Source organism: Brevundimonas sp. (assembly GCF_016463295.1).
In the GTDB taxonomy this organism is placed as follows: Bacteria; Pseudomonadota; Alphaproteobacteria; order Caulobacterales; family Caulobacteraceae; genus Brevundimonas.
Genome location: NZ_JAEMRO010000016.1, coordinates 1 through 20,224, shown reverse-complemented (window position 1 = coordinate 20,224; position 20,224 = coordinate 1). Strand labels below are relative to the sequence as shown.

14 protein-coding genes are annotated in these 20,224 nt (G+C 65.6%); 5 read left to right on the top strand and 9 right to left on the bottom strand.

Annotation, left to right across the window (positions count from 1 at the left end; all coding sequences use genetic code 11):
* The 4 genes from JHC81_RS05855 to JHC81_RS05840 form a co-directional block, all read right to left on the bottom strand.
* Positions 1-1,128 carry a hypothetical protein gene (locus JHC81_RS05855; protein WP_292171927.1) on the bottom strand — a complete coding sequence of 376 codons (1,128 nt, stop codon included), beginning with the start codon at positions 1,126-1,128 and terminating at the stop codon, positions 1-3.
* 90 nt (positions 1,129-1,218) lie between these two features.
* On the bottom strand, positions 1,219-2,703 hold the full coding sequence (locus tag JHC81_RS05850) for a replicative DNA helicase (RefSeq protein ID WP_292171924.1): 1,485 nt from the start codon (positions 2,701-2,703) through the stop codon (positions 1,219-1,221).
* Between the two features lie 151 nt (positions 2,704-2,854).
* Positions 2,855-4,321 carry a sigma-54 dependent transcriptional regulator gene (locus JHC81_RS05845; protein WP_292171921.1) on the bottom strand — a complete coding sequence of 489 codons (1,467 nt, stop codon included), beginning with the start codon at positions 4,319-4,321 and terminating at the stop codon, positions 2,855-2,857.
* A gap of 123 nt (positions 4,322-4,444) precedes the next feature.
* Positions 4,445-6,295: a DUF4153 domain-containing protein gene (locus JHC81_RS05840; RefSeq protein ID WP_292171919.1), complete on the bottom strand. Its 1,851-nt coding sequence runs from the start codon at positions 6,293-6,295 to the stop codon at positions 4,445-4,447.
* Between the two features lie 368 nt (positions 6,296-6,663).
* On the opposite strand from JHC81_RS05840, the gene rplJ reads away from it, so the two are divergent.
* From rplJ to JHC81_RS05825, 3 genes are all read left to right on the top strand, one after another.
* Positions 6,664-7,179: a 50S ribosomal protein L10 gene (gene rplJ, locus JHC81_RS05835; protein WP_292171918.1), complete on the top strand. Its 516-nt coding sequence runs from the start codon at positions 6,664-6,666 to the stop codon at positions 7,177-7,179.
* 67 nt (positions 7,180-7,246) lie between these two features.
* Positions 7,247-7,633 (top strand): 50S ribosomal protein L7/L12, encoded by a 387-nt coding sequence (gene rplL / locus JHC81_RS05830; RefSeq protein WP_292171916.1) that lies wholly within the window; start codon positions 7,247-7,249, stop codon positions 7,631-7,633.
* Between the two features lie 174 nt (positions 7,634-7,807).
* A complete protein-coding gene (locus JHC81_RS05825) occupies positions 7,808-8,485 on the top strand; it encodes a type 1 glutamine amidotransferase domain-containing protein (protein WP_292171914.1) in 678 nt (225 codons plus the stop codon).
* Between the two features lie 49 nt (positions 8,486-8,534).
* Here the strand turns inward: JHC81_RS05825 and JHC81_RS05820 are convergent, their stop codons facing one another.
* The 5 genes from JHC81_RS05820 to JHC81_RS05800 form a co-directional block, all read right to left on the bottom strand.
* Positions 8,535-10,517 (bottom strand): peptidase M61, encoded by a 1,983-nt coding sequence (locus JHC81_RS05820; protein ID WP_292171911.1) that lies wholly within the window; start codon positions 10,515-10,517, stop codon positions 8,535-8,537.
* A gap of 102 nt (positions 10,518-10,619) precedes the next feature.
* Positions 10,620-11,141, bottom strand: a complete 522-nt coding sequence (locus JHC81_RS05815; protein ID WP_292171908.1) for an FKBP-type peptidyl-prolyl cis-trans isomerase — start codon at positions 11,139-11,141, stop codon at positions 10,620-10,622.
* Entirely contained in the window at positions 11,138-12,364 is a 1,227-nt protein-coding gene (locus JHC81_RS05810; protein ID WP_292171905.1) for a DUF6596 domain-containing protein, read from the bottom strand. Before JHC81_RS05810 ends, JHC81_RS05815 begins: the two co-directional genes overlap by 4 nt.
* 10 nt (positions 12,365-12,374) lie before the next feature.
* A complete protein-coding gene (locus JHC81_RS05805) occupies positions 12,375-12,743 on the bottom strand; it encodes a YciI family protein (protein ID WP_292171902.1) in 369 nt (122 codons plus the stop codon).
* A gap of 133 nt (positions 12,744-12,876) precedes the next feature.
* Entirely contained in the window at positions 12,877-13,302 is a 426-nt protein-coding gene (locus JHC81_RS05800; protein ID WP_292171900.1) for a YciI family protein, read from the bottom strand.
* Between the two features lie 389 nt (positions 13,303-13,691).
* Here JHC81_RS05800 and rpoB point away from each other — a divergent pair, with 389 nt between their 5' ends.
* Both rpoB and rpoC read left to right on the top strand, forming a co-directional pair.
* Positions 13,692-17,807 (top strand): DNA-directed RNA polymerase subunit beta, encoded by a 4,116-nt coding sequence (gene rpoB, locus JHC81_RS05795; RefSeq protein WP_292171897.1) that lies wholly within the window; start codon positions 13,692-13,694, stop codon positions 17,805-17,807.
* 100 nt (positions 17,808-17,907) lie between these two features.
* On the top strand, positions 17,908-20,224 hold a 2,317-nt coding region (gene rpoC / locus JHC81_RS05790; RefSeq protein ID WP_292171894.1), incomplete at its 3' end, for a DNA-directed RNA polymerase subunit beta'.

Below are 20,224 nucleotides of genomic sequence, written 5' to 3'. Positions count from 1 at the left end.
TCAGCGGGCGCGGGCGGCGGCTCGGGCGGCGGTGCGAATCTGTTCGATCCGTTCGGAGTGGACCTTGGCGATGCTCATGGTGTTGCCAAAGGTGGTGAAACTGGTCACGCCGGCGGGCGAGGAGATGTAGGAGCCGGCCTGCACCCCTGCGCCCACGCGGCGAACGGTCCGACCGTCGGGAAGTGTCTCCACCAGTTCGTCCTGACCTTCCAGGCTGGGAACGGCAGTGCGGTTCATGTCGATCAGGGCGTAGCGGGCCAGCAGGCGATGGGCACTGTCGACTTCGGCGCGCAGCAGGGCACCGTTGTCCTTGATCCACTCGCGCGCCAGGAAGATCGAGATTTCGCCCTTGGTCAGGTTGTCGTCGGTGGCCTGCTCCATCTCCCTGGTCATGGCCTTGTAGGCGTCAGTGCCCTCGACGGGCAGGGCACCATTCTCGTCGCGGGAGTTCTCCTGCACCGAGGCGATCAGGCGTTCGCGCAGCTCGGGCGTCAGTTCCGGCACTGGCAGTTGGCGCGAGAAATAGGTGAAGGTGTTGCGATAGGTCGGCCCCGTCAGCTCGCTGCTCGGGGGCGACTTCTCGAAGGTGTAGGGCGTGACATACGGCACCTCGGTATTGGCGTAGGTCAGGGTGAAGACGATCTGCAGCGTCGAGGCGTCTTCTGACAGTGTGTAGGCCGAGGTGACCTCGACCGTGTCATTGGCCGGCGTGGGCTGCATCAGGCGCTGGACGGTTCGAACGTCGGAGATCGTCACGGCATTTGCAGGCGGCGTGGTATCGACCTGATTGTTGAGGTGGATCGTCAGAGAGTTGTTCAGCGTCTGCGCAGGCAGGACTTCAGCGATTTCATTCGCAGTCTTGGTGGCGCGACGGGCTGGGAAGGAGTTGATGATGGCGTCCATCGTCGCCGACACCAGAGCACCGATCAGGCCGTATTGAGCGCCCGCCGCCGAGCTGTCCTGGGCGAACCAGGTCTTGGCCACGCCGTTGTTGTCCTCGACCACGGTGAAGGTCGTGGGGCCGATCGCGGCGATCTGACTGTCATTCAAGGGCCGTGCATTCGGCACCGGCGTAGTGGCGCAGGCGGCCAGAGACAGCGCGGCGAGCGCGGCGACGACGATACGCATGAGACTTCCCCCGAACGACCGCACCTCCCCCGGCGCGGTTAACGCCTCAGCCTAATCCGAAAGTCCTGCGGGGTGTCAAGAAGGTCGCTGTCACTCGCCGTAGCTGTCGTACTGTTGACCCTGGGCCAGGTTGCCGAACTTGGTGGTATCGGCATCGAAGGACAGTTTGACGATGCCAATGGGGCCGTGGCGCTGCTTGCCGATGACGACCTCGGCCTGGTGCTCCAGACGGTCCATATCCTCCTGCCACTTCAGGTGTTCTTCGGTGCCCTCGCGCGGCTCGGCCCGGCCCAGATAGTAGCTTTCGCGATAGACGAACATGACGCAGTCGGCGTCCTGCTCGATCGAGCCGGATTCGCGCAGGTCGGACAGTTGCGGCCGCTTGTCCTCGCGCTGTTCGACCTGACGTGACAGCTGCGACAGGGCGATGATCGGCACCGACAGCTCCTTGGCCAGCGCCTTGAGCCCGCCGGTGATCTCCGACACCTCCTGCACCCGGTTCTTCTGGTTGCTGCCTTCGCCGACGGTGACCAGTTGCAGATAGTCGACGATGATCAAATCCAGCCCGTGCTCCATCCGCTTCAGCCGGCGAGCGCGGGCGGCCAGCTTGGCGATCGACAGGCCGCCGGTGGCGTCGATGTAGAGCGGGCTTTCGCCGATCTCGACCGCGGCGTCCCTGATCTTGCCGAAGTCCGAGGCGTTGATCTCGCCCTTGCGCAGCTTGTCGGACGAGACGCCTGAGGCATCGGCCAGAATCCGCATGGCCAGCTGTTCGGCACTCATTTCCAGGGAGTAGAAGGCCACGACGCCGCCCGAGACCGTCTTGCGTCCCTCTGGCGTCGGCTCCCAGCGATAGTTGCGCGCCACGTTGAAGGCGATGTTGGTGGCCAGCGCCGTCTTGCCCATCGACGGACGCCCCGCGAGGATCAGCAGGTCGGAGGGGTGCAGGCCGCCGAGCTTCTGGTCCAGGTCGTCAAGGTTCGTGGCCAGACCGGCCAGCTTGCCGTCACGCTGATACGCCTCCGCCGCCATCTGGACGGCGCCGGACAGGGCGTTGGAAAAGCTGACGAAGCCGGACGACGGCTTGCCGGTCTCGGCCAGGGAATAGAGCTGCTGCTCGGCCCCCTCGATCTGGTCGATGGCCGGTGTTTCCGGCTGAGGGGCCTGATGGATGATCTCGCCGCCGATGCGGATCAGGTCACGACGCAGCGCCAGGTCATAGACGACGCGGGCATAGTCGGGCGCGTTTGCGGCGGGCGGCGCGCGGTCCACCAGATCGGCGAGGTAGCGCAGGCCGCCGAACTCCTGAAAGGCCGGATCCTGCTTGAACCGCTCCATCAGGATCGTCGGCTCGGCCAGCATGCCCTGGCGGATGTGATCCTCGATGGCGTCGTACAGGCGCTGGTGAAAGGGTTCGTAGAAATGGGTGCCGCGCAGGCGGTCCGACAGCCGCTCGAACACGGCATTGTCGAACATCAGCGAGCCCAGCAGCGCCTGCTCGGCCTCCAGATTGTGGGGCATGGCGGCGACAGGCGCGGAATCGAGCGGCGAGGGGAAGCTGGCGAGGGCGTTCATCCGCCGACGCTTAAACCCATGATGCGCCAGATGGGGACGTAATCTGCCCCTCTGCCGATATGACAGGGGATAGGGCTGTGGATGGTGGCCGCCGAGCCACGGCTACGGCTGCTGGCAGAGCAGAGAGCCGCGAAAGGCTATGCTGCCGACGCTAGCCCGCCTCGCGCAGCACGTCCTCCAGACCTTGTTCGCGGACCTTGCGATACAGGGTGGATCGGCCGATGCCGAGGCGGCGCGCGATCTCGGACATGTGGCCGGCATAGACCGCGATGGCGTGCTGGATCAGATCGCGTTCGATCTCTTCCAGGGTCCGCAGGTGGCCACGGTCGTCGAGGATGCGGATGGGGCTGTCGGGAGCCAGGCTGACGGCGCTTGCCTGTGCCCCCTCCGTCTCGCCGCCTGGGCGTCGATCCGCCTCTCCAACCGGAGGAAGAAGAGGCGCGGCCATGCCGGAGATGGCCGGGAAGTCGTGGGGTTGCAGGAAGGGCGCATCGGCCAGGACGATGGCGCGGTAGACGGCGTTCTCCAGCTGGCGGACGTTGCCGGGCCAGTCGAAAGCCGTCAGCATCGCCATTGTTTCGGGCGCGCAGCCGGTGACGCGGCGACCTTCCTCGGCATTGAAGCGGGCGATGAAGTGATCGACCAGAGCGGGGATATCCTCGCGCCGGTCGCGCAGGGCCGGGGCCTCGATCGGGAAGACGTTCAGGCGGTAGAACAGGTCCTCGCGGAAGGCACCTTCCTTGACCTGCTGGGCCGGGTCGCGATTGGTGGCCGAGACGATGCGGACATCGACCTTGACTGAACGCTTGGCCCCGACGGGATCGACCTCGCCCTCCTGAAGCGCGCGCAGCAGCTTGACCTGCATGTCGAGGGGCAGTTCGCCGATCTCGTCGAGGAACAGCGTGCCGCCGTTGGCCTCCTGGAATTTGCCCAGGTGCTTGTCGTGGGCCCCGGTGAAGGCACCCTTCTCGTGGCCGAAAAGGATGGATTCGATCAGGTTGGACGGCAGTGCCCCGCAGTTGACGGCGACGAAGGGCTTGCCCGAACGGTCCGAGGCGCCGTGCAGGGCGCGGGCGATGACTTCCTTGCCGACACCGCTTTCGCCCGTGATCAGGACGGGGATGCCGGACTTGGCGGCGCGGGTCCCCATGGCCTTGACCGTGCGCATCGGCGGACTGTCGCCGACCAGGTCGTCGAACGAGGAGCGGTTGGAAACGCGTTTGGTCAGGCGTCCGACCTCGGCCGTCAGCCGGGTCATCTGAAGGGCGTTGGAGACGCCGACCAAAAGGCGTTCGGCTGACACCGGCTTGACGAAGAAGTCCTGGGCCCCGGCCTGCATGGCCTTGACCACGGCGTCCACTCCGCCGTTGGCGGTCAGGACGATGACCGGCGTGGTGACGCCGGCGGTACGAATCTCGGCCAGGGCCTCCATGCCGCTCATGCCCGGCATGACCATGTCCAGCAGGACCACATCGGCCCCACCGCCCTTGGTCAAGCGGTCGATCGCCTCGCCCCCGCTCTCGGCATGCACGACGGCATAGCCTTCACGCTCCAGCACGGCCTGGGCCAGGCGGCGCTGGGTCGGATCGTCGTCGACCACCAGAACGGTCTTGGCCATGCGGAAACACCCTTCAAACATCACAGATCGTGGCCAGTCCTCGTTCAGCGGGACTGGCTCATTCCGGGACGTTTTACGCCCGACAAGGTGAAGATCGGGTGGTCGGGCAGGGTGAGCGGGGGGTTAACGGGCGGTCGCAGGAGGCTGCACGCTTGCCTCCAAACAAGACAAGCTGGGTCGAGCTTCCAGTCGTTCTCCGTCGATTTGCAGATCGGCCCATTCAGGGGCAACGCCGCTGAGTTGGTCCGATTTGAGTATGTCGCGCGAGGCACCGTCGGCCCTCCTGCTTCCGCAACGCGAAACATAGTGGCCAAGATCGCTCCACTGGCCGTTCGCTTGACGGTGCCAGAGCGTGATCAACCCTGTGCTGGTGGTCAAAACCTCGGTAGCGCCGTCACTGTTCAAGTCGATGAGTCGCGCCAGGCAGGGGGTCTCCACAGTGCAGTGATAGCGGTCGTCCCTCGTTCCGACGCCGGAAATGAAGTCGGGGGGCAGGGTTGTTCCGGCAGGCCAGACCTCGAAGACCGGCGTGCGCTTGGGCTCGCCGGTAAGGGCATCGTCGTAGCGATCCGTCGTGGCAGCAGCGTTTTTGGCGCGACGTGCCACATCTACATCGGTCGAGCCGGAGAGGCGGTCCAACGCCGCCAGCCCCGCCTTGCCGCTTTCGAAACGCAGGAAGCGGAAGTCGAACGCCTCGACCGTGACCGCACCGCGCTCCAGCCGGGCGACCTGGTCGTTGACAGACAGGCGGGTGGGGTCGGCCAGGGGGCTGAACAGGGCCAGGATCAGGGCGACGGCCAGGATGGCGGTCCAGACGTTGGTGCGCTCCAGAGGGGTCATCCAGGCGGCGTCGCGCCGCCAGAAGGGACGCAGGGCTGCGACGCCGTAGCCAAAAGCATAGGACAGGCCCACGACGGCGCAGGCCAGGGCGATGATCCGGTCCGGCGTCAGGCCATGCTGGCCGATGCGCAGGGCCAGACCCCAGAAGGCCAGAATGACCAACGGGGTGATCAGCACGGCGGCGACGCGGACGGCCATACGCAGGACCGCGGGCGGCAGGTTGTCGGGTCGGCCGTCCTGATAGGCGGTGTTGATCAGGATGATCAGGGCCGCGGCGGCGGACAGGACCAGGGCCGTCGCGCTGCCGGTGTCCCACAATCCATCCAGGCCGGTGAAGGGCAGTGCGACAAGGAAACCCGCGACCAGCACCGTCATGACCAGCAGAAGCCAGGACAGCAGCATCAGCACGACGGTCCGCACGCCCCGGATCAGGCCGTCGCGCACGTCTGTCAGGTGAACTGCTACCGGGAAGACCAGGCAGGTCAAGGGGATGGTGAACCACTCCTCGCCGATCAGATTGCTGAGGAATGGCAGGCCAATGATCTTGAACAGTTCTGATCCCAGCAGGAGCAGCAGCCAGAAAGCCCCTGTGAAACCGATGGACAGACCTAGCTGTACCCCGGCCTTCCACGCCGTATCGAAATAGCCAGGGAAGGTCGCGATCCAGCGCCGTTCCGTGTCCGCAGGCAGGATCAGATGGTGGCCGATGAACAGGGCAGCGGCGCCGAACAGGAACAGGGGTGCAGTGAAAAAAGGCGGATAGCGCAGGGTTTCGGCACTCTGACGCGCCACTTCGTGCCAGCCGAGCAGGGCCAGGACGACCGCGGCGACGATGGCCCAGATTGTCAGGGTTCGCCAGCGCATCCGCCCAACCCCGGCAAGCAGCAGAACTGGCACGAAGAGAAAAATCAGCACCAAAGGCGCAAAAAGCGTCGGTTCGCTGGCGGGCCAACCGCGCACTATGTCTCGTCCGGATATCAAGCTCATATCTGCTGCTTGATACAGCCACCACAAGGCCAGCCCCTGCACCGCGCCGATGCCTAATCTGATCGGAAACAACAGCGGCGAGGCGGCCCGTCCGAGGCTGTCGCGGCCGGTGGCTTCGGGCATGGCCGTCTGGATGGACTCAGTCATGGTGTCGCTCCCGTTAGGGGGATGTGAGCGCCTTCGACGCCGCTTGTGAAGAGCCGGCGCTTGAGTTTGGCGGCGAGCCGTGTATAGAGCGCCCCTTCGCCGTCCGGACCCTACCGGTTCTGACGGTCCTGTCCGAGAACTTCGGGGTCTGGGGGTCACCCAGGCCATAAATGTCAGAGAGCCCTCTGACGCCGTGGGGAGATGGGGATGCAGACGACGCCAGACGCGACCGGTATCCGGTCAGGTCGGGATCGCAAGCCTCCTTCGGACAATACGACCGGCCCGAACGCCTCGCAGCGATGCGCGGTGCTTTGGCCAACCGCCGTTCGGGAATAAGCCCGGCGGCGAATGCTAGACTGGAGACCGCAATGGATCGCGCACAAAAAGCCGAGTCGATCGAAACGCTGAAGGGCGTTTTTGCCGACGCGGGTGCCGTGGTCGTGACCCACAACCTGGGTCTGACCGTTGCGGATATGGAAGACCTGCGGGGTCGCCTGCGTACAGCGGGCGGCACGTTCAAGGTGGTCAAGAACCGCCTGGCGCTCAAGGCGCTCGAAGCCGAAGACGGCAGCGACTACCACGGCCTGTTCAAGGGTCCCGTGGGCATCGCCTATGCCGACGACGCGGTGACGGCTGCCAAGGTCACTGCCGAATACGCCAAGGCCAACGACAAGTTCGTCGTCCTGGGTGGCTTCATGGGTGACAAGGTTCTGGACGCGAAGGGCGTGGAGACTCTCTCCAAACTGCCGTCGCTGGATCAGATTCGCGCTTCGATGCTGGGCCTGCTCAACGCACCTGCGACCAAGATCGCCGGCGTGGTTCAAGCTCCTGCCGGCCAACTGGCACGCGTTTTCAACGCCTATGCCACCAAGGACGCCGCGTAGGGCATCTCGCCACTTTCATCTCTGCAACCTCTCTATCTGAACCCCTATCCTCCGAAGGAAAATCCCAATGGCCGATCTCGCCAAAATCGTTGAAGACCTGTCCGCCCTGACCGTCCTGGAAGCCGCCGAGCTGTCCAAGATGCTGGAAGAAAAGTGGGGCGTCTCCGCCGCCGCTCCCGTCGCCATGGCCATGCCGGCCGGTGGTGGCGCGGCTGCTCCGGCCGAAGCCGCCGAAGAGCAAACCGAGTTCACCGTCGTCCTGCTGGACGGTGGCGACAAGAAGATCAACGTGATCAAGGAAGTGCGCGGCGTGCGTTCGGACCTGGGTCTGAAGGAAGCCAAGGACCTGGTCGAAGGCGCGCCTCAGAACGTCGTCGAGAACGTCTCCAAGCAGAACGCCGACGAAGTCGCCAAGAAGCTGACGGAAGCCGGCGCCAAGGTCCAGATCAAGTAAGGTCTGAACTTTTTAGTGCCCTGACGCGAGGCTCGCGGAGCTTCGCTGCTTGAGGGCATTGCGAAATGAGCAGGTCCGGAGGGAAACCTCCGGGCCTGTTTTCGTTTGGGTCGTGGCATCGACGGCGTGGGCTTCCCAAATGCCGTCTCTCCCCGAACCCGAAAGGCTGACCCCATGAAAATCCTGATGGTCCTGACGTCGCACGACCAGCTTGGCGATACCGGCAAGAAGACCGGCTTCTGGCTGGAGGAGTTCGCGGCCCCCTATTACGTCCTGAAGGATGCCGGGGCCGACATCACCCTGGCCTCGCCCAAGGGTGGCCAGCCACCGCTGGACCCCAAGAGCGACGAGCCCGACGCCCAGACCGAGGCGACCGAGCGGTTCAAAAACGACGCCGACGCCAAGGCAGCCCTGGCCTCGACCCATCCGCTGTCAGAGATCAAGGCCGAGGACTATGACGCCGTCTTCTATCCCGGTGGTCACGGCCCGATGTGGGACCTGGCCGAGGACAAGACATCCATCGCCCTGATCGAGGCTTTCGCCAAGGCGGACAAGCCGGTGGGAGCCGTCTGCCATGCGCCCGCCGCCCTGCGCCACGTGAAGGGTCCGGACGGCGAGTTCCTGGTCAAGGGCCGCAAGGTCACCGGCTTTTCCAACACCGAGGAGGAGGCTGTCGGCCTGACGGACGTCGTGCCCTTCCTGCTGGAGGACGAGCTGAAAAAGAACGGCGGCGGTTATTCCCGCGGCGCCGACTGGGCTCCGCACGTGCTGACAGACGGCAAGCTGGTCACCGGCCAGAACCCGGCGTCGTCCGAGGGTGCGGCCGAGGCCCTGCTGGCCTTGCTGAAGTAGGTATGTGCGCGACCTCCCCGCCGATGCAGGCGGCGGGGAGGTCTGAGGCTCAGCGGCGACGCGGAGCCAGGATGTCGCCCAGCACGTCCGGCGTCCCCTCTACCCGCTCCAGTCGCGGATAGCGCAGGCCGTCGTGATAGGGGATCGACAGGGTGCGGATGCGGTCGCCGTTCTTCACCGTCAGTGTCAGGGGCACCGATCCGCCCTTGGCAGCCGTGATCGCCTCCCGCAGCGCCTCAGCCGATGCGGCGCGATCCCCCACCGCGATCAGGTCCCAGCCCGCGCCCAGCCCCTGTTCATAGGCCACACTGCCCCAGCGAACGCCACCGATGCGGTTCGCCGACGAGAGGCTGAAGCCCAGGGAATACTGGAAGTCGCTGGCCCAGCCCGTCTGGATACGCTTTTCGGCGTCGGTCAGGCTGTCGACATAGACCAGACGGTAGCCGCCGCGTGAGATGCCATCCAGCGGAGCCTTCGCGTCCGGACCGACCGCATCCAGACGCCCGCGCAGGAAGCCCGACCAGTCATAGGGATGCACGGCGTTCAGGGCCGCAACCAGTTCTTCGAACGTGTAGCCCCGCGTCTCGACCTCGCCATTCTGGCGGCCGAAGAAACCCTTGGCGAAATCGTCGAGCGAGCGCCGTCCGTCGGTACCCTCGCGGATCAGGGTGTCCGCATCCAGCCAGACAAGCAGGGCTTCGTCATAATAGTCGGTGGTCGTCCGCATCCAGGACGGCCAGTTGCCCGGCACGCGATAGCCCAGCAGATTGTGGTTCTGGGTGTCGTGCAGCGCCCGCCACTGGCGCCCCGGCTGGTTCTCGTAGAAGGCGGCGTGACCGGCCATGCCGATCAGGGTCTCGTCCTTGGTCGCCAGACCGGCGCGCGCGGCCAGCACCTCGCCCCAGTAGGACGTCAGGCCTTCGTAGACGAACATCAGGGTGTTCTGGGTCGGGACGTTGTAGTTGGCGGTCAGCTCGTCGGCGGGCCGCATGTATTTGCCGTTCCAGGAGTGGACGAACTCGTGTGGCAGCAACTGGCGCGAGCCCAGCGAGCCGGTGCCGCGATTGAAGAAGTCCGGTGCCAGGGTGTTCTCGGAGGACCGGTGGTGCTCCAGCCCGATCCCGCCCAGCTGATTGGTCAGCCCGACGAGAAACTCATAGCGGTCGAAGGGCCGGGCACCGAACAGGCGGTCGGCCTGGACCACCATGGCCTCGAACTTGGCCATCAATCCGTCCGCCGGCTCCAGCTGTTCAGCCCTGTCGGCGACGACGTTCAGATATACCGGCGAGGCCCCGTCGGCGTCGAGCGCAAAGCGGCGATAGTGCGCCCCGGCGAACATCGGGCTGTCGACCAGGGTATAGAGGCTGACCGGTGCGAAAGTCGCCAGGCCGCCTTCGTTGGAAACGGTGTCAAGGGCGACCCCATAGCCCCAGCCCTCGGGCAGGCGGATCGAAGGCTCGATCGTAATGCCGGTGGCGGCATAGCCGGCCGGATAGAGGACGGCCTTTTCCCACTGCATATTGACCATGCCGGGGGTCTGGACGACCCGCCAGGGACCGCCGTCCGGCTGGGTCAGCCACTGGAACTCGACCCGGATCTCCGTGACGCCCTGGGGGATGTCCAGGTGGAAAGCGTGGGGCTGGACCGTATCGCGCAGCCACTCCAGCCGTCGGCCGTCCGGCGCGATGACCGTCAGCCCGGAGATGAGCTGGATCGGACCCGTGTCGGCATGGTTGCCGGGCAGAAACTCTGGATACAACAGGGTGAAGGGCCCCGCTGACGGGACAGGGATGGTCTGGCGCACGCTGATGATCCGCCGGTCACGGTCTGTGACGTCGGCTTCATAGCGGATCACGCCTGGAAAGGTCGCCTGTGTCGGGGCCGGGATGGCCGGCTGCGAACGCGGAAGCGCCAGAGCCGCATCCTGCGGCTGGGTCAGCACCGGGGTCTGTGACCAGGCCGGGGCCGCCATGATCAGGGCGGCGGTGCAGGCGGAAGCGCACAGGCGCAGGCGGGGCAGGGGACGCATCATCGGGGACTTCCGGCAGAAAAGGGGAGCCGGAGATCACGACGGCAGGCCTTGCGGGTCAACCCGACGAACGGTCGAAAAGATTACAATCCTGTAATCCTGGCCTCAGGCGGCGGGCTGAACTTCCAGCAATTCCACCGTGAACAGCAGGGTGGAGTTGGGGGGCAGGTCGTCGCCGCCGACCCAGCGGTCGCCGTACCCTAGCGAGGCGGGGATGACGAACTCGAACTTTTCACCCTCACGCATCAGGGCGACACCCTCGGTCCAGCCCTTGATCACGCGGTTCAACGGAAACTCGGCGGGCTCGTTGCGGGAATAGGAGCTGTCGAACTCGCGCCCGTCGACGAAGGTGCCGCGATAGTGGACCTTGACCGTATCGGTCGCGACCGGCTGCTTGCCGTCGGGTTTGGACGGTCCGACGCGGCGATACTGCAGGCCGCTTTCTGTCGTGGTCCAGCCGCGCTTGCCACCGTTGACGATCAGATAGGCCGCATTGCCGGCGTTCCAGTTTTCCTGGGTGTTGCTGCCCGAAAAATCGAGGTTCATCGCCGGCTGGCTGGACGCACCGGCGCAGGCGGCGAGGGTCAGGCTGAGGGCGGCGGCGGCAAGAAGCGGGGTGCGAGTCATGCCGCGACGCTAGCAGCGCGGCGGGCGGCGAGGAATAGGGCTTCGGCGGGGGAGGGCTGCAGCGCGAGAGCCGCATCGTATTCGGCCACCGCCTCGCTCTCCCGACCGAGACGCGCCAGCATGTCGGCACGCGCGGCCCGCCACGGCAGCCAGTCACGCTGAGGCGCGGCGTCCAGAAGCGACAGGGCTGCCGCCGGACCCTGGACCTCCGACACAGCGATGGCGCGGTTGGTTTGGATGACCGGGTCGTCACGCTGGGTCAGAAGTGCATCGTACAGACCGACGACGGCTCGCCAGTCCGTCAGGCCGGATCGGCGTCGGTCGGCATGTACGGCATGAATGGCCGCCTGCAACGCGCGCGCGCCGGGCGGGTGGCGGTTCCGGTGCGCCAAGGCAGCGGCGCTGGACAGCAGCCGCTCGGCCTGCACGCAAAGTTCTCCATTCCAGTCACGCACATCCTGGTCGGCCAGCGGCGTCATGGCCCCATCCGCGGCCAGCCGGGCCGGGCGGCGCGCCTCGGTGAAGCGAACCGTGGCGGCGAGGGCCAGGACTTCGGGGTCATCAGGGACAAGCCGGGCCAGCAGGTCGGTCAGATGCAGCATCTCGCGGGCGAAATCCGCATGGGGCCCGGCGAGGGCCGCGTCAGCATGGGCCTGGGCATAGGCGACCTCCAGCGTCGACAGGACGGCGTCCATCCGCTCGGGCCAGCGGTCGGGCGCGGGGATGTCGAACGGCACCCCGGCCTCGGCGATCTTGCGCTTGGCCCGGACCAGCCGCTGGGCCAGGGTCGGCTCGGGCAGCAGGAAGGCGGTCGCCACCTCCGCCGTCGTCAGGCCGCAAACCGTCCGCAGGGTCAGGGCCGCGCGCGCGTCGTGGGCTACCGCAGGGTGGCAGCAGACGAAGATCAGGCGCAGTCGCTCGTCAGGAATGGGGTCGTCCATGGCCATCACCTGGTCCTCGGGCGTCGGCTCGGGCGGGGGGGCATCGGGACGCCAGGCGGCGGCGGTGGCGCGGCGCCGATAGCGATCCAGCGCCCAGCGCCGGGCGACGGCATACAGCCAGGCGGCGGGGTCGGCGGGCGGGGCGTCACTCCATTTTTCGACAGCACGGGCGCAGGCCTCGGCAAAGGCCTCCTCGGCCAGGTCCAGATCGCGGAAGGACGCGGCGAGCGCAGAGATGACGCGCCCGCCGGTCTGTCGAAAGGTCTGGTCGAGAAGACTCAAGGTACGCCGATCAGCCCGGCATCGGTGGCGGGGGCAGCAGGGGGCGGATCTCGATCGACCCGTTGCCGGCGATCGGCAGCCTCTTGGCCCAGTCGATGGCGGCGTCCAGATCGGGCACGTCGATCATATACAGCCCGCCCAACTGCTCGCGCGTCTCGGCGAAGGGGCCGTCGTGAACCGTGCGGCCTTGGGGCGTGACGCGGACAGTGGTGGCCAGGCTGGCCGACTTCAGACCGGCACCACCGACGAAGACGCCGGCACCATGCATCTGGCCGCCGTACTCGGTGTGGGCCTGCAGGATGGCGTGCCAGGCCGGATCAGCCTCGCCCTGGGGATAGGATTCGGTTTCGGGTTCGTGGATCAGAAGAACGTATTGCATGTGAGCTCCGTGAGGTGGGTCGGCGATCGGCGGATGCGATGACCGACAATGAGGAGACGCGCGGGCACGGACGGGATCGACAACAGACGACGAAAAACTTGCGATCGAAGGGAACGGCCCCGCTTGTCCAGGGTCAAGGGTTCATTGGCATGGGCGTCGGCAGGACGGCCCGCACCTCGATCCGGGCGGTCGAGGCGGCCGGGACGCGGGCGGCCCAGGCCTCGGCGGCGGCCCGGTCGGCGACGTCGATCACGAACCAGCCGCTGAGCGCCTCGCCTGAGCCATCGACCGACGTCACCGACGATTGACCCTGCCGGACGGCGACGCGGGAGCCAAGCGCCGGGGAGGTCAGAGGGCCACCACCACGCACGATCCCCGCCGCGCCCATCGCCTGGGCCAGTTCCGCATAGGCCCCCCAGTATCCGGGGCCGCGGGCGGCGTCGTCCCGCGCGGCGAAGTCGGCGGGGGTCTCATAGACGAACAGGGCGAATTCCTCGGCGTGGGCCGAGGTGCCGAGCGCCAGTGCGGCGGCCAGCGATGTCAGAGTGGTGCGGATCATGAGCGTCATCCTGTTTTTCGGGGCGGCGCGGCGATCCCGCGTCGACAGGGAGACGCACCGGGAGTGCGCAGATCGACACCGGCGGCGAAAAATCTTCGCTCTGCGGCCGATCCGGTGTGATCGGGGCCTTTATTTCGCCGAAGAAGGGCGTATATGTCCGCGCTCCGCAGAACTCCATGAGTCCGCGCGCGAAAGCGTCGAGGCCCGGTCCGTCGCCCTCCGACCGAGCGAAGACGCGCTCCTCCCCAAGGGAGCCCTACATTTCAGGCGTCCTGGAGCCGAAAGGCCCGAGGGTGGACGCCGAAACCGATGGTCACGGGTCGCCGGATTGGCGAAGCCGTGGCTGCTGCATTTGACGCCAGCTGCCCGGCTGGCATTGGGAAGACAGAATGGCCAAGACCAACGCTGAACTCACCGCCCCCGGTCAGTTCGCCACCGCCACCTCGTTCACCGGCAAGAAGCGCATCCGCCACTCCTTCGGGCGTATCCCCGAAGCGATCCAGATGCCGAACCTGATCGAGGTTCAACGCGCCTCCTACGAACAGTTCCTGCAGCGCGAAGTGCGCGCCGGCCAGCGTCGGGACGAAGGCATCGAGGCGGTGTTCAAGTCGGTTTTCCCGATCAAGGACTTCAACGAACGCGCCATCCTGGAATACGTCTCCTACGAGTTCGAGGACCCGAAGTACGACGTCGAGGAGTGCATCCAGCGCGACATGACCTATGCCGCGCCGTTGAAGGTCAAGTTGCGCCTGATCGTGTTCGAGGCGGACGAGGAAACCGGCGCGCGCTCGGTCAAGGACATCAAGGAGCAGGACGTCTACATGGGCGACATTCCGCTCATGACCGACAAGGGCACCTTCGTCGTCAACGGCACCGAGCGGGTGATCGTCTCGCAGATGCACCGTTCGCCGGGCGTCTTCTTCGACCACGACAAGGGCAAGACGCACAGCTCGGGCAAGCTGCTGTTCGCCGCGCGGGTCATTCCGTATCGCGGTTCTTGGCTGGACTTCGAGTTCGATGCTAAGGACGTGGTCTACACCCGCATCGACCGTCGCCGTAAGCTGCCCGCCTCGACCTTCCTGATGGCCCTGGGCATGGACGGCGAGGAAATCCTCAAGACCTTCTACGACACCGTGCCCTATGAAAAGCGCGGCGAAGGCTGGGTCACGCCCTACAAGGCCGAGCGCTGGAGAGGCGTGAAGCCCGAGTTCGATCTCGTCGACGCCGACACCGGCGAAGTGATCGCCGCCGCCGGCACCAAGATCAGCGCCCGCCAGGCCAAGAAGCTGGGTGAGACCACGACCTCGCTGTCGCTGGCCGCCGATGCCCTGCTGACCCGCTATCTGGCCGCCGACGCCGTCAACTACGAGACCGGCGAAATCTATGCCGAGGCCGGTGACGAACTGGACGCGCCGACCATCGAACTGCTGGAAAGCCACGGCTTCACCACCATCGACGTGTTGGACATCGACCACGTCACGGTCGGGGCCTACATGCGCAACACCCTGCGCATCGACAAGAATACCGGCCGCGAGGACGCGCTGTTCGACGTCTATCGCGTGATGCGCCCGGGCGAGCCGCCCACCCCCGAAGCCGCCGAGGCTATGTTCAACTCGCTGTTCTTCGACAGCGAGCGTTACGACCTGTCGGCCGTGGGCCGGGTCAAGATGAACATGCGTCTGGAAAGCCCCGAGGTGTCCGACGAAATCCGCGTCCTGCAAAAGGATGACGTGCTGAAGGTTCTGCAGATCCTGGTGGGCCTGAAGGACGGCCGCGGCGAGATCGACGACATCGACAACCTGGGCAACCGCCGGGTCCGTTCGGTCGGCGAGCTGCTGGAAAACCAGTACCGCGTCGGCCTGCTGCGGATGGAGCGCGCCATCAAGGAGCGCATGTCCTCGGTCGATATCGACACGGTCATGCCGCACGACCTGATCAACGCCAAGCCGGCTGCCGCCGCGGTTCGCGAGTTCTTCGGTTCGTCGCAGCTGTCGCAGTTCATGGACCAGACGAACCCGCTGTCCGAGATCACCCACAAGCGTCGCCTTTCGGCGCTTGGCCCGGGCGGTCTGACGCGTGAGCGCGCGGGCTTCGAAGTCCGCGACGTTCACCCGACCCACTACGGCCGCATCTGCCCGATCGAAACGCCCGAAGGCCCGAACATCGGCCTGATCAACTCGCTGGCCACCCACGCCCGCGTGAACAAATACGGCTTCATTGAGAGCCCGTACCGCCGGGTCAAGGACGGCCAGGCCCAGGACGAGGTAGTCTACATCTCGGCCATGGAAGAGGCGAAATACACCATCGCCCAGGCCAATATCGAACTGAAGGACGGCATGATCGTCGAGGACCTGGTCCCCGGCCGGATCAACGGCGACTCTCAACTGTTGATCCGCGCCGACGTGGACATGATGGACGTGTCACCGAAACAGGTCGTTTCGGTCGCCGCCGCCCTGATCCCCTTCCTGGAAAACGACGACGCCAACCGGGCCCTGATGGGCGCGAACATGCAGCGTCAGGCCGTGCCTCTGGTGCAGTCGGACGCGCCGCTGGTCGGCACCGGCATGGAAGCGGTCGTGGCCGTGGACTCCGGTGCGGTCGTGGTCGCCAAGCGTGACGGCGTCGTCGAGCAGATCGATGGTACCCGTATCGTCGTGCGCGCCACCGGCGAACTGGATGCCGGCCGCTCGGGCGTCGACATCTATCGCCTGTCGAAGTTCCAGCGTTCCAACCAGTCGACCTGCATCAACCAGCGCCCGATCGTGCGCGTGGGTGACGAGGTCAAGACCGGTGACGTCATCGCCGACGGCCCCTCGACGGACCTGGGCGAGCTGGCCCTGGGCCGCAACGCCCTCGTCGCCTTCATGCCCTGGAACGGCTACAACTTCGAGGACTCGATCCTGATCTCCGAGCGCATCGTGCGCGACGACATCTTCACCTCGATCCACATCGACGAGTTCGAGGTGATGGCCCGCGACACCAAGCTGGGGCCGGAAGAAATCACCCGCGACATCCCGAACGTCGGCGAGGAAGCCCTGCGCAACCTCGACGAAGCGGGCATCGTGGCCATCGGTGCCGAAGTCCAGCCGGGCGACATCCTGTGCGGCAAGGTCACGCCCAAGGGCGAGAGCCCGATGACCCCGGAAGAGAAGCTGCTGCGCGCCATCTTCGGCGAGAAGGCTTCGGACGTGCGCGACACCTCCCTGCGCCTGCCGCCCGGCGTGGCCGGTACCGTCGTGGACGTGCGCGTCTTCAACCGTCACGGCGTCGACAAGGACGAACGGGCCATCGCCATCGAGCGTTCGGAAATCGAGCGCCTGGGCAAGGACCGTGACGACGAGCTCAAGATCCTGGAGCGCAACGTCTACGGCCGCCTTAAGCCTCTGCTGCTGGGCAAGAACGCCGTCTCGGGTCCGAAGGGCCTGGGTCGCGGTGAAGTCACCGAGGACAAGCTGGGCGAACTGTCGCGCGGCCTGTGGTGGCAGATCGCCCTGGACGACGAGAAGGCCATGGGCGAGCTCGAGGCCATGAAGAAGCAGTTCGAGGACGCCCGCAAGGCTCTAGACCGCCGCTTCGAGGACAAGGTCGAGAAGCTGCAACGCGGTGACGAACTGCCCCCCGGCGTGATGAAGATGGTCAAGGTCTTCGTGGCCGTGAAGCGCAAGCTTCAGCCCGGCGACAAGATGGCCGGCCGTCACGGCAACAAGGGCGTCATCTCCAAGATCCTGCCGATCGAGGACATGCCGCACCTGGAAGACGGGACCTCGGTCGACGTCGTTCTGAACCCGCTGGGCGTGCCGTCGCGCATGAACATCGGCCAGATCTTCGAAACCCACCTGGGTTGGGCCGCCGCCGGTCTGGGCAAGCAGATCCAGGGTCTGCTGGAAGCCTGGCAACAGGGCGGACAGAAGAAGGCGCTGGTCGATCACCTGACCAGCATCTACGGCCCCGAGACGCCTCTGCCGGATACGGAAGAAGAGCTGATCGAGCTGGCGAAGAACCTGTCCAAGGGTGTGCCGTTCGCCACGCCGGTCTTCGACGGTGCCCATATCGGGGACATCGAGGACCTGCTGGAGAAGGCCGGTCTGGATCGCTCGGGTCAGTCGATCGTCTATGACGGTCAGACCGGCGAGCAGTTCAAGCGTCCGGTCACTGTCGGCTACATCTACATGCTGAAGCTGCACCACCTGGTCGACGACAAAATCCACGCACGTTCGATCGGGCCGTACTCGCTCGTCACCCAGCAACCTCTGGGCGGCAAGGCGCAGTTCGGTGGCCAGCGCTTCGGGGAGATGGAGGTCTGGGCTCTGGAAGCCTACGGCGCCGCCTACACCCTGCAGGAGATGCTGACGGTGAAGTCCGACGACGTTGCCGGCCGTACCAAGGTCTACGAGGCCATCGTCCGTGGCGACGACAGCTTCGAGGCGGGCATCCCCGAGAGCTTCAACGTTCTCGTCAAGGAAATGCGCTCGCTGGGCCTGAACGTGGAGCTGGAGAACAGCTGACCGACCGAATTATCCCTCTCCGCGAAAGCGGGGAGGGACGGTCTTTCGCTCTACTCCACTGTCTGAATTTTCGCGGGAAGCCCCGCAGAAGGAAAACAAGATGAACCAGGACGTCCTGAACATCTTCAACCCGCTTCCGGTCACGCCGACCTTCGACCAGATCAAGATCGCCCTGGCCTCGCCAGAGAAGATCCGCTCGTGGTCGTTCGGCGAGATCAAGAAGCCGGAAACCATCAACTACCGTACGTTCAAGCCCGAGCGTGACGGCCTGTTCTGCGCCCGTATCTTTGGCCCGACCAAGGACTACGAATGCCTGTGCGGCAAGTACAAGCGCATGAAGTACAAGGGCATCATCTGCGAGAAGTGCGGCGTGGAGGTCACCCTGGCCCGCGTTCGCCGCGAGCGGATGGGCCACATCGACCTGGCCGCCCCGGTCGCCCACATCTGGTTCCTGAAGTCGCTGCCGTCGCGCATCTCGCTGATGCTGGACATGGCGCTGAAGGACGTGGAGCGGGTCCTCTACTTCGAGAACTACATCGTCACCGAGCCGGGCCTGACCCCGCTGAAGCAGAACCAGCTGCTGACGGAAGACGAGTTCTATCGCTACCAGGAAGAATACGGCGATGACGGCTTCACCGCCGAGATCGGCGCCGAGGCCGTCCGCAACCTGCTGATGGGCATCGACCTGAACGCGGAGGCCGAAAAGCACCGCGCCGAACTGGCCGACAATCCGTCGGAAATGAAGGCCAAGAAGGCCTCCAAGCGCCTGAAGCTGATCGAGGCCTTCCTGGAATCGGGCAACAAGCCCGAGTGGATGATCATGACCGTCGTGCCGGTCATCCCGCCGGAACTGCGCCCGCTGGTGCCGCTGGACGGCGGTCGTTTCGCGACCTCCGACCTGAACGACCTGTATCGCCGGGTCATCAACCGCAACAACCGCCTGAAGCGCCTGATCGAGCTGCGCGCGCCGGACATCATCATCCGCAACGAAAAGCGGATGCTGCAGGAATCCGTCGACGCCCTGTTCGACAACGGCCGTCGCGGTCGCGTCATCACCGGTGCCAACAAGCGTCCGCTGAAGTCGCTGGCCGACATGCTGAAGGGCAAGCAGGGTCGCTTCCGTCAGAACCTGCTGGGCAAGCGCGTCGACTATTCGGGCCGTTCGGTCATCACCGTGGGGCCGGAGCTCAAGCTGCACGAGTGCGGTCTGCCCAAGAAGATGGCTCTCGAGCTGTTCAAGCCGTTCATCTATGCGCGCCTTGACGCCAAGGGCCTGTCAGGCACCGTCAAACAGTCCAAGCGCATGGTCGAGCGCGAGCAGCCGCAGGTCTGGGATATCCTGGACGAGGTCATCCGCGAGCACCCGGTCCTGCTGAACCGCGCGCCGACGCTGCACCGTCTGGGCATCCAGGCGTTCGAGCCCAAGCTGATCGAGGGCAAGGCCATCCGCCTGCACCCGCTGGTCTGCACCGCCTTCAACGCCGACTTCGACGGCGACCAGATGGCCGTTCACGTCCCGCTGAGCCTCGAGGCCCAGCTGGAAGCGCGCGTCCTGATGATGTCGACGAACAACATCCTGTCGCCCGCCAACGGCAAGCCGATCATCGTGCCGTCGCAGGACATTGTCCTGGGTCTGTACTATCTGTCGCTGGTCAAGGAAGGCGAGCCAGGCGAGGGCAAGCTGTTCGCCAACATCGGTGAAATCGATGCCGCCCTGGATGCCAAGGTCGTCACCCTGCACACCAAGATCAAGGCGCGCTGGACCGAGATGAATGCGGAAGGCGAGATCATCACCAAGGTGATCGACACCACGCCGGGCCGGATGAAGCTGGGTGCGCTGCTGCCGCACAACGCCAACATCGGCTACCGCCTGCTCGAGAAGAACCTGACCAAGAAGGAGATCGGCAACCTGATCGATCAGGTCTACCGCCACTGCGGTCAGAAGGCGACGGTCATCTTCGCCGACCAGATGATGCAGCTGGGCTTCCGCGAGGCGGCCAAGGCGGGCATTTCGTTCGGCAAGGACGACATCGTCATCCCGGCCGCCAAGGCCGGGCTGGTGGCGGATACCCGCACCCAGGTCGAGGAGTACGAGCAACAGTATGCCGACGGCCTGATCACCAAGGGCGAGAAGTACAATAAGGTCGTCGATGCCTGGGCCAAGGCCACGGACAAGATCGCCGACGCGATGATGGGCGAGATCGCCCAGCCTCGCGCCCTGATCAAGGGCGAGAACCCCGACATCAACTCGGTGTTCATGATGGCCAACTCCGGTGCCCGTGGTTCGCAGGCCCAGATGAAGCAGCTAGGCGGCATGCGCGGCCTGATGGCCAAGCCGTCGGGCGAGATCATCGAGACGCCCATCATCTCGAACTTCAAGGAAGGCCTGACCGTCCTCGAATACTTCAACTCCACCC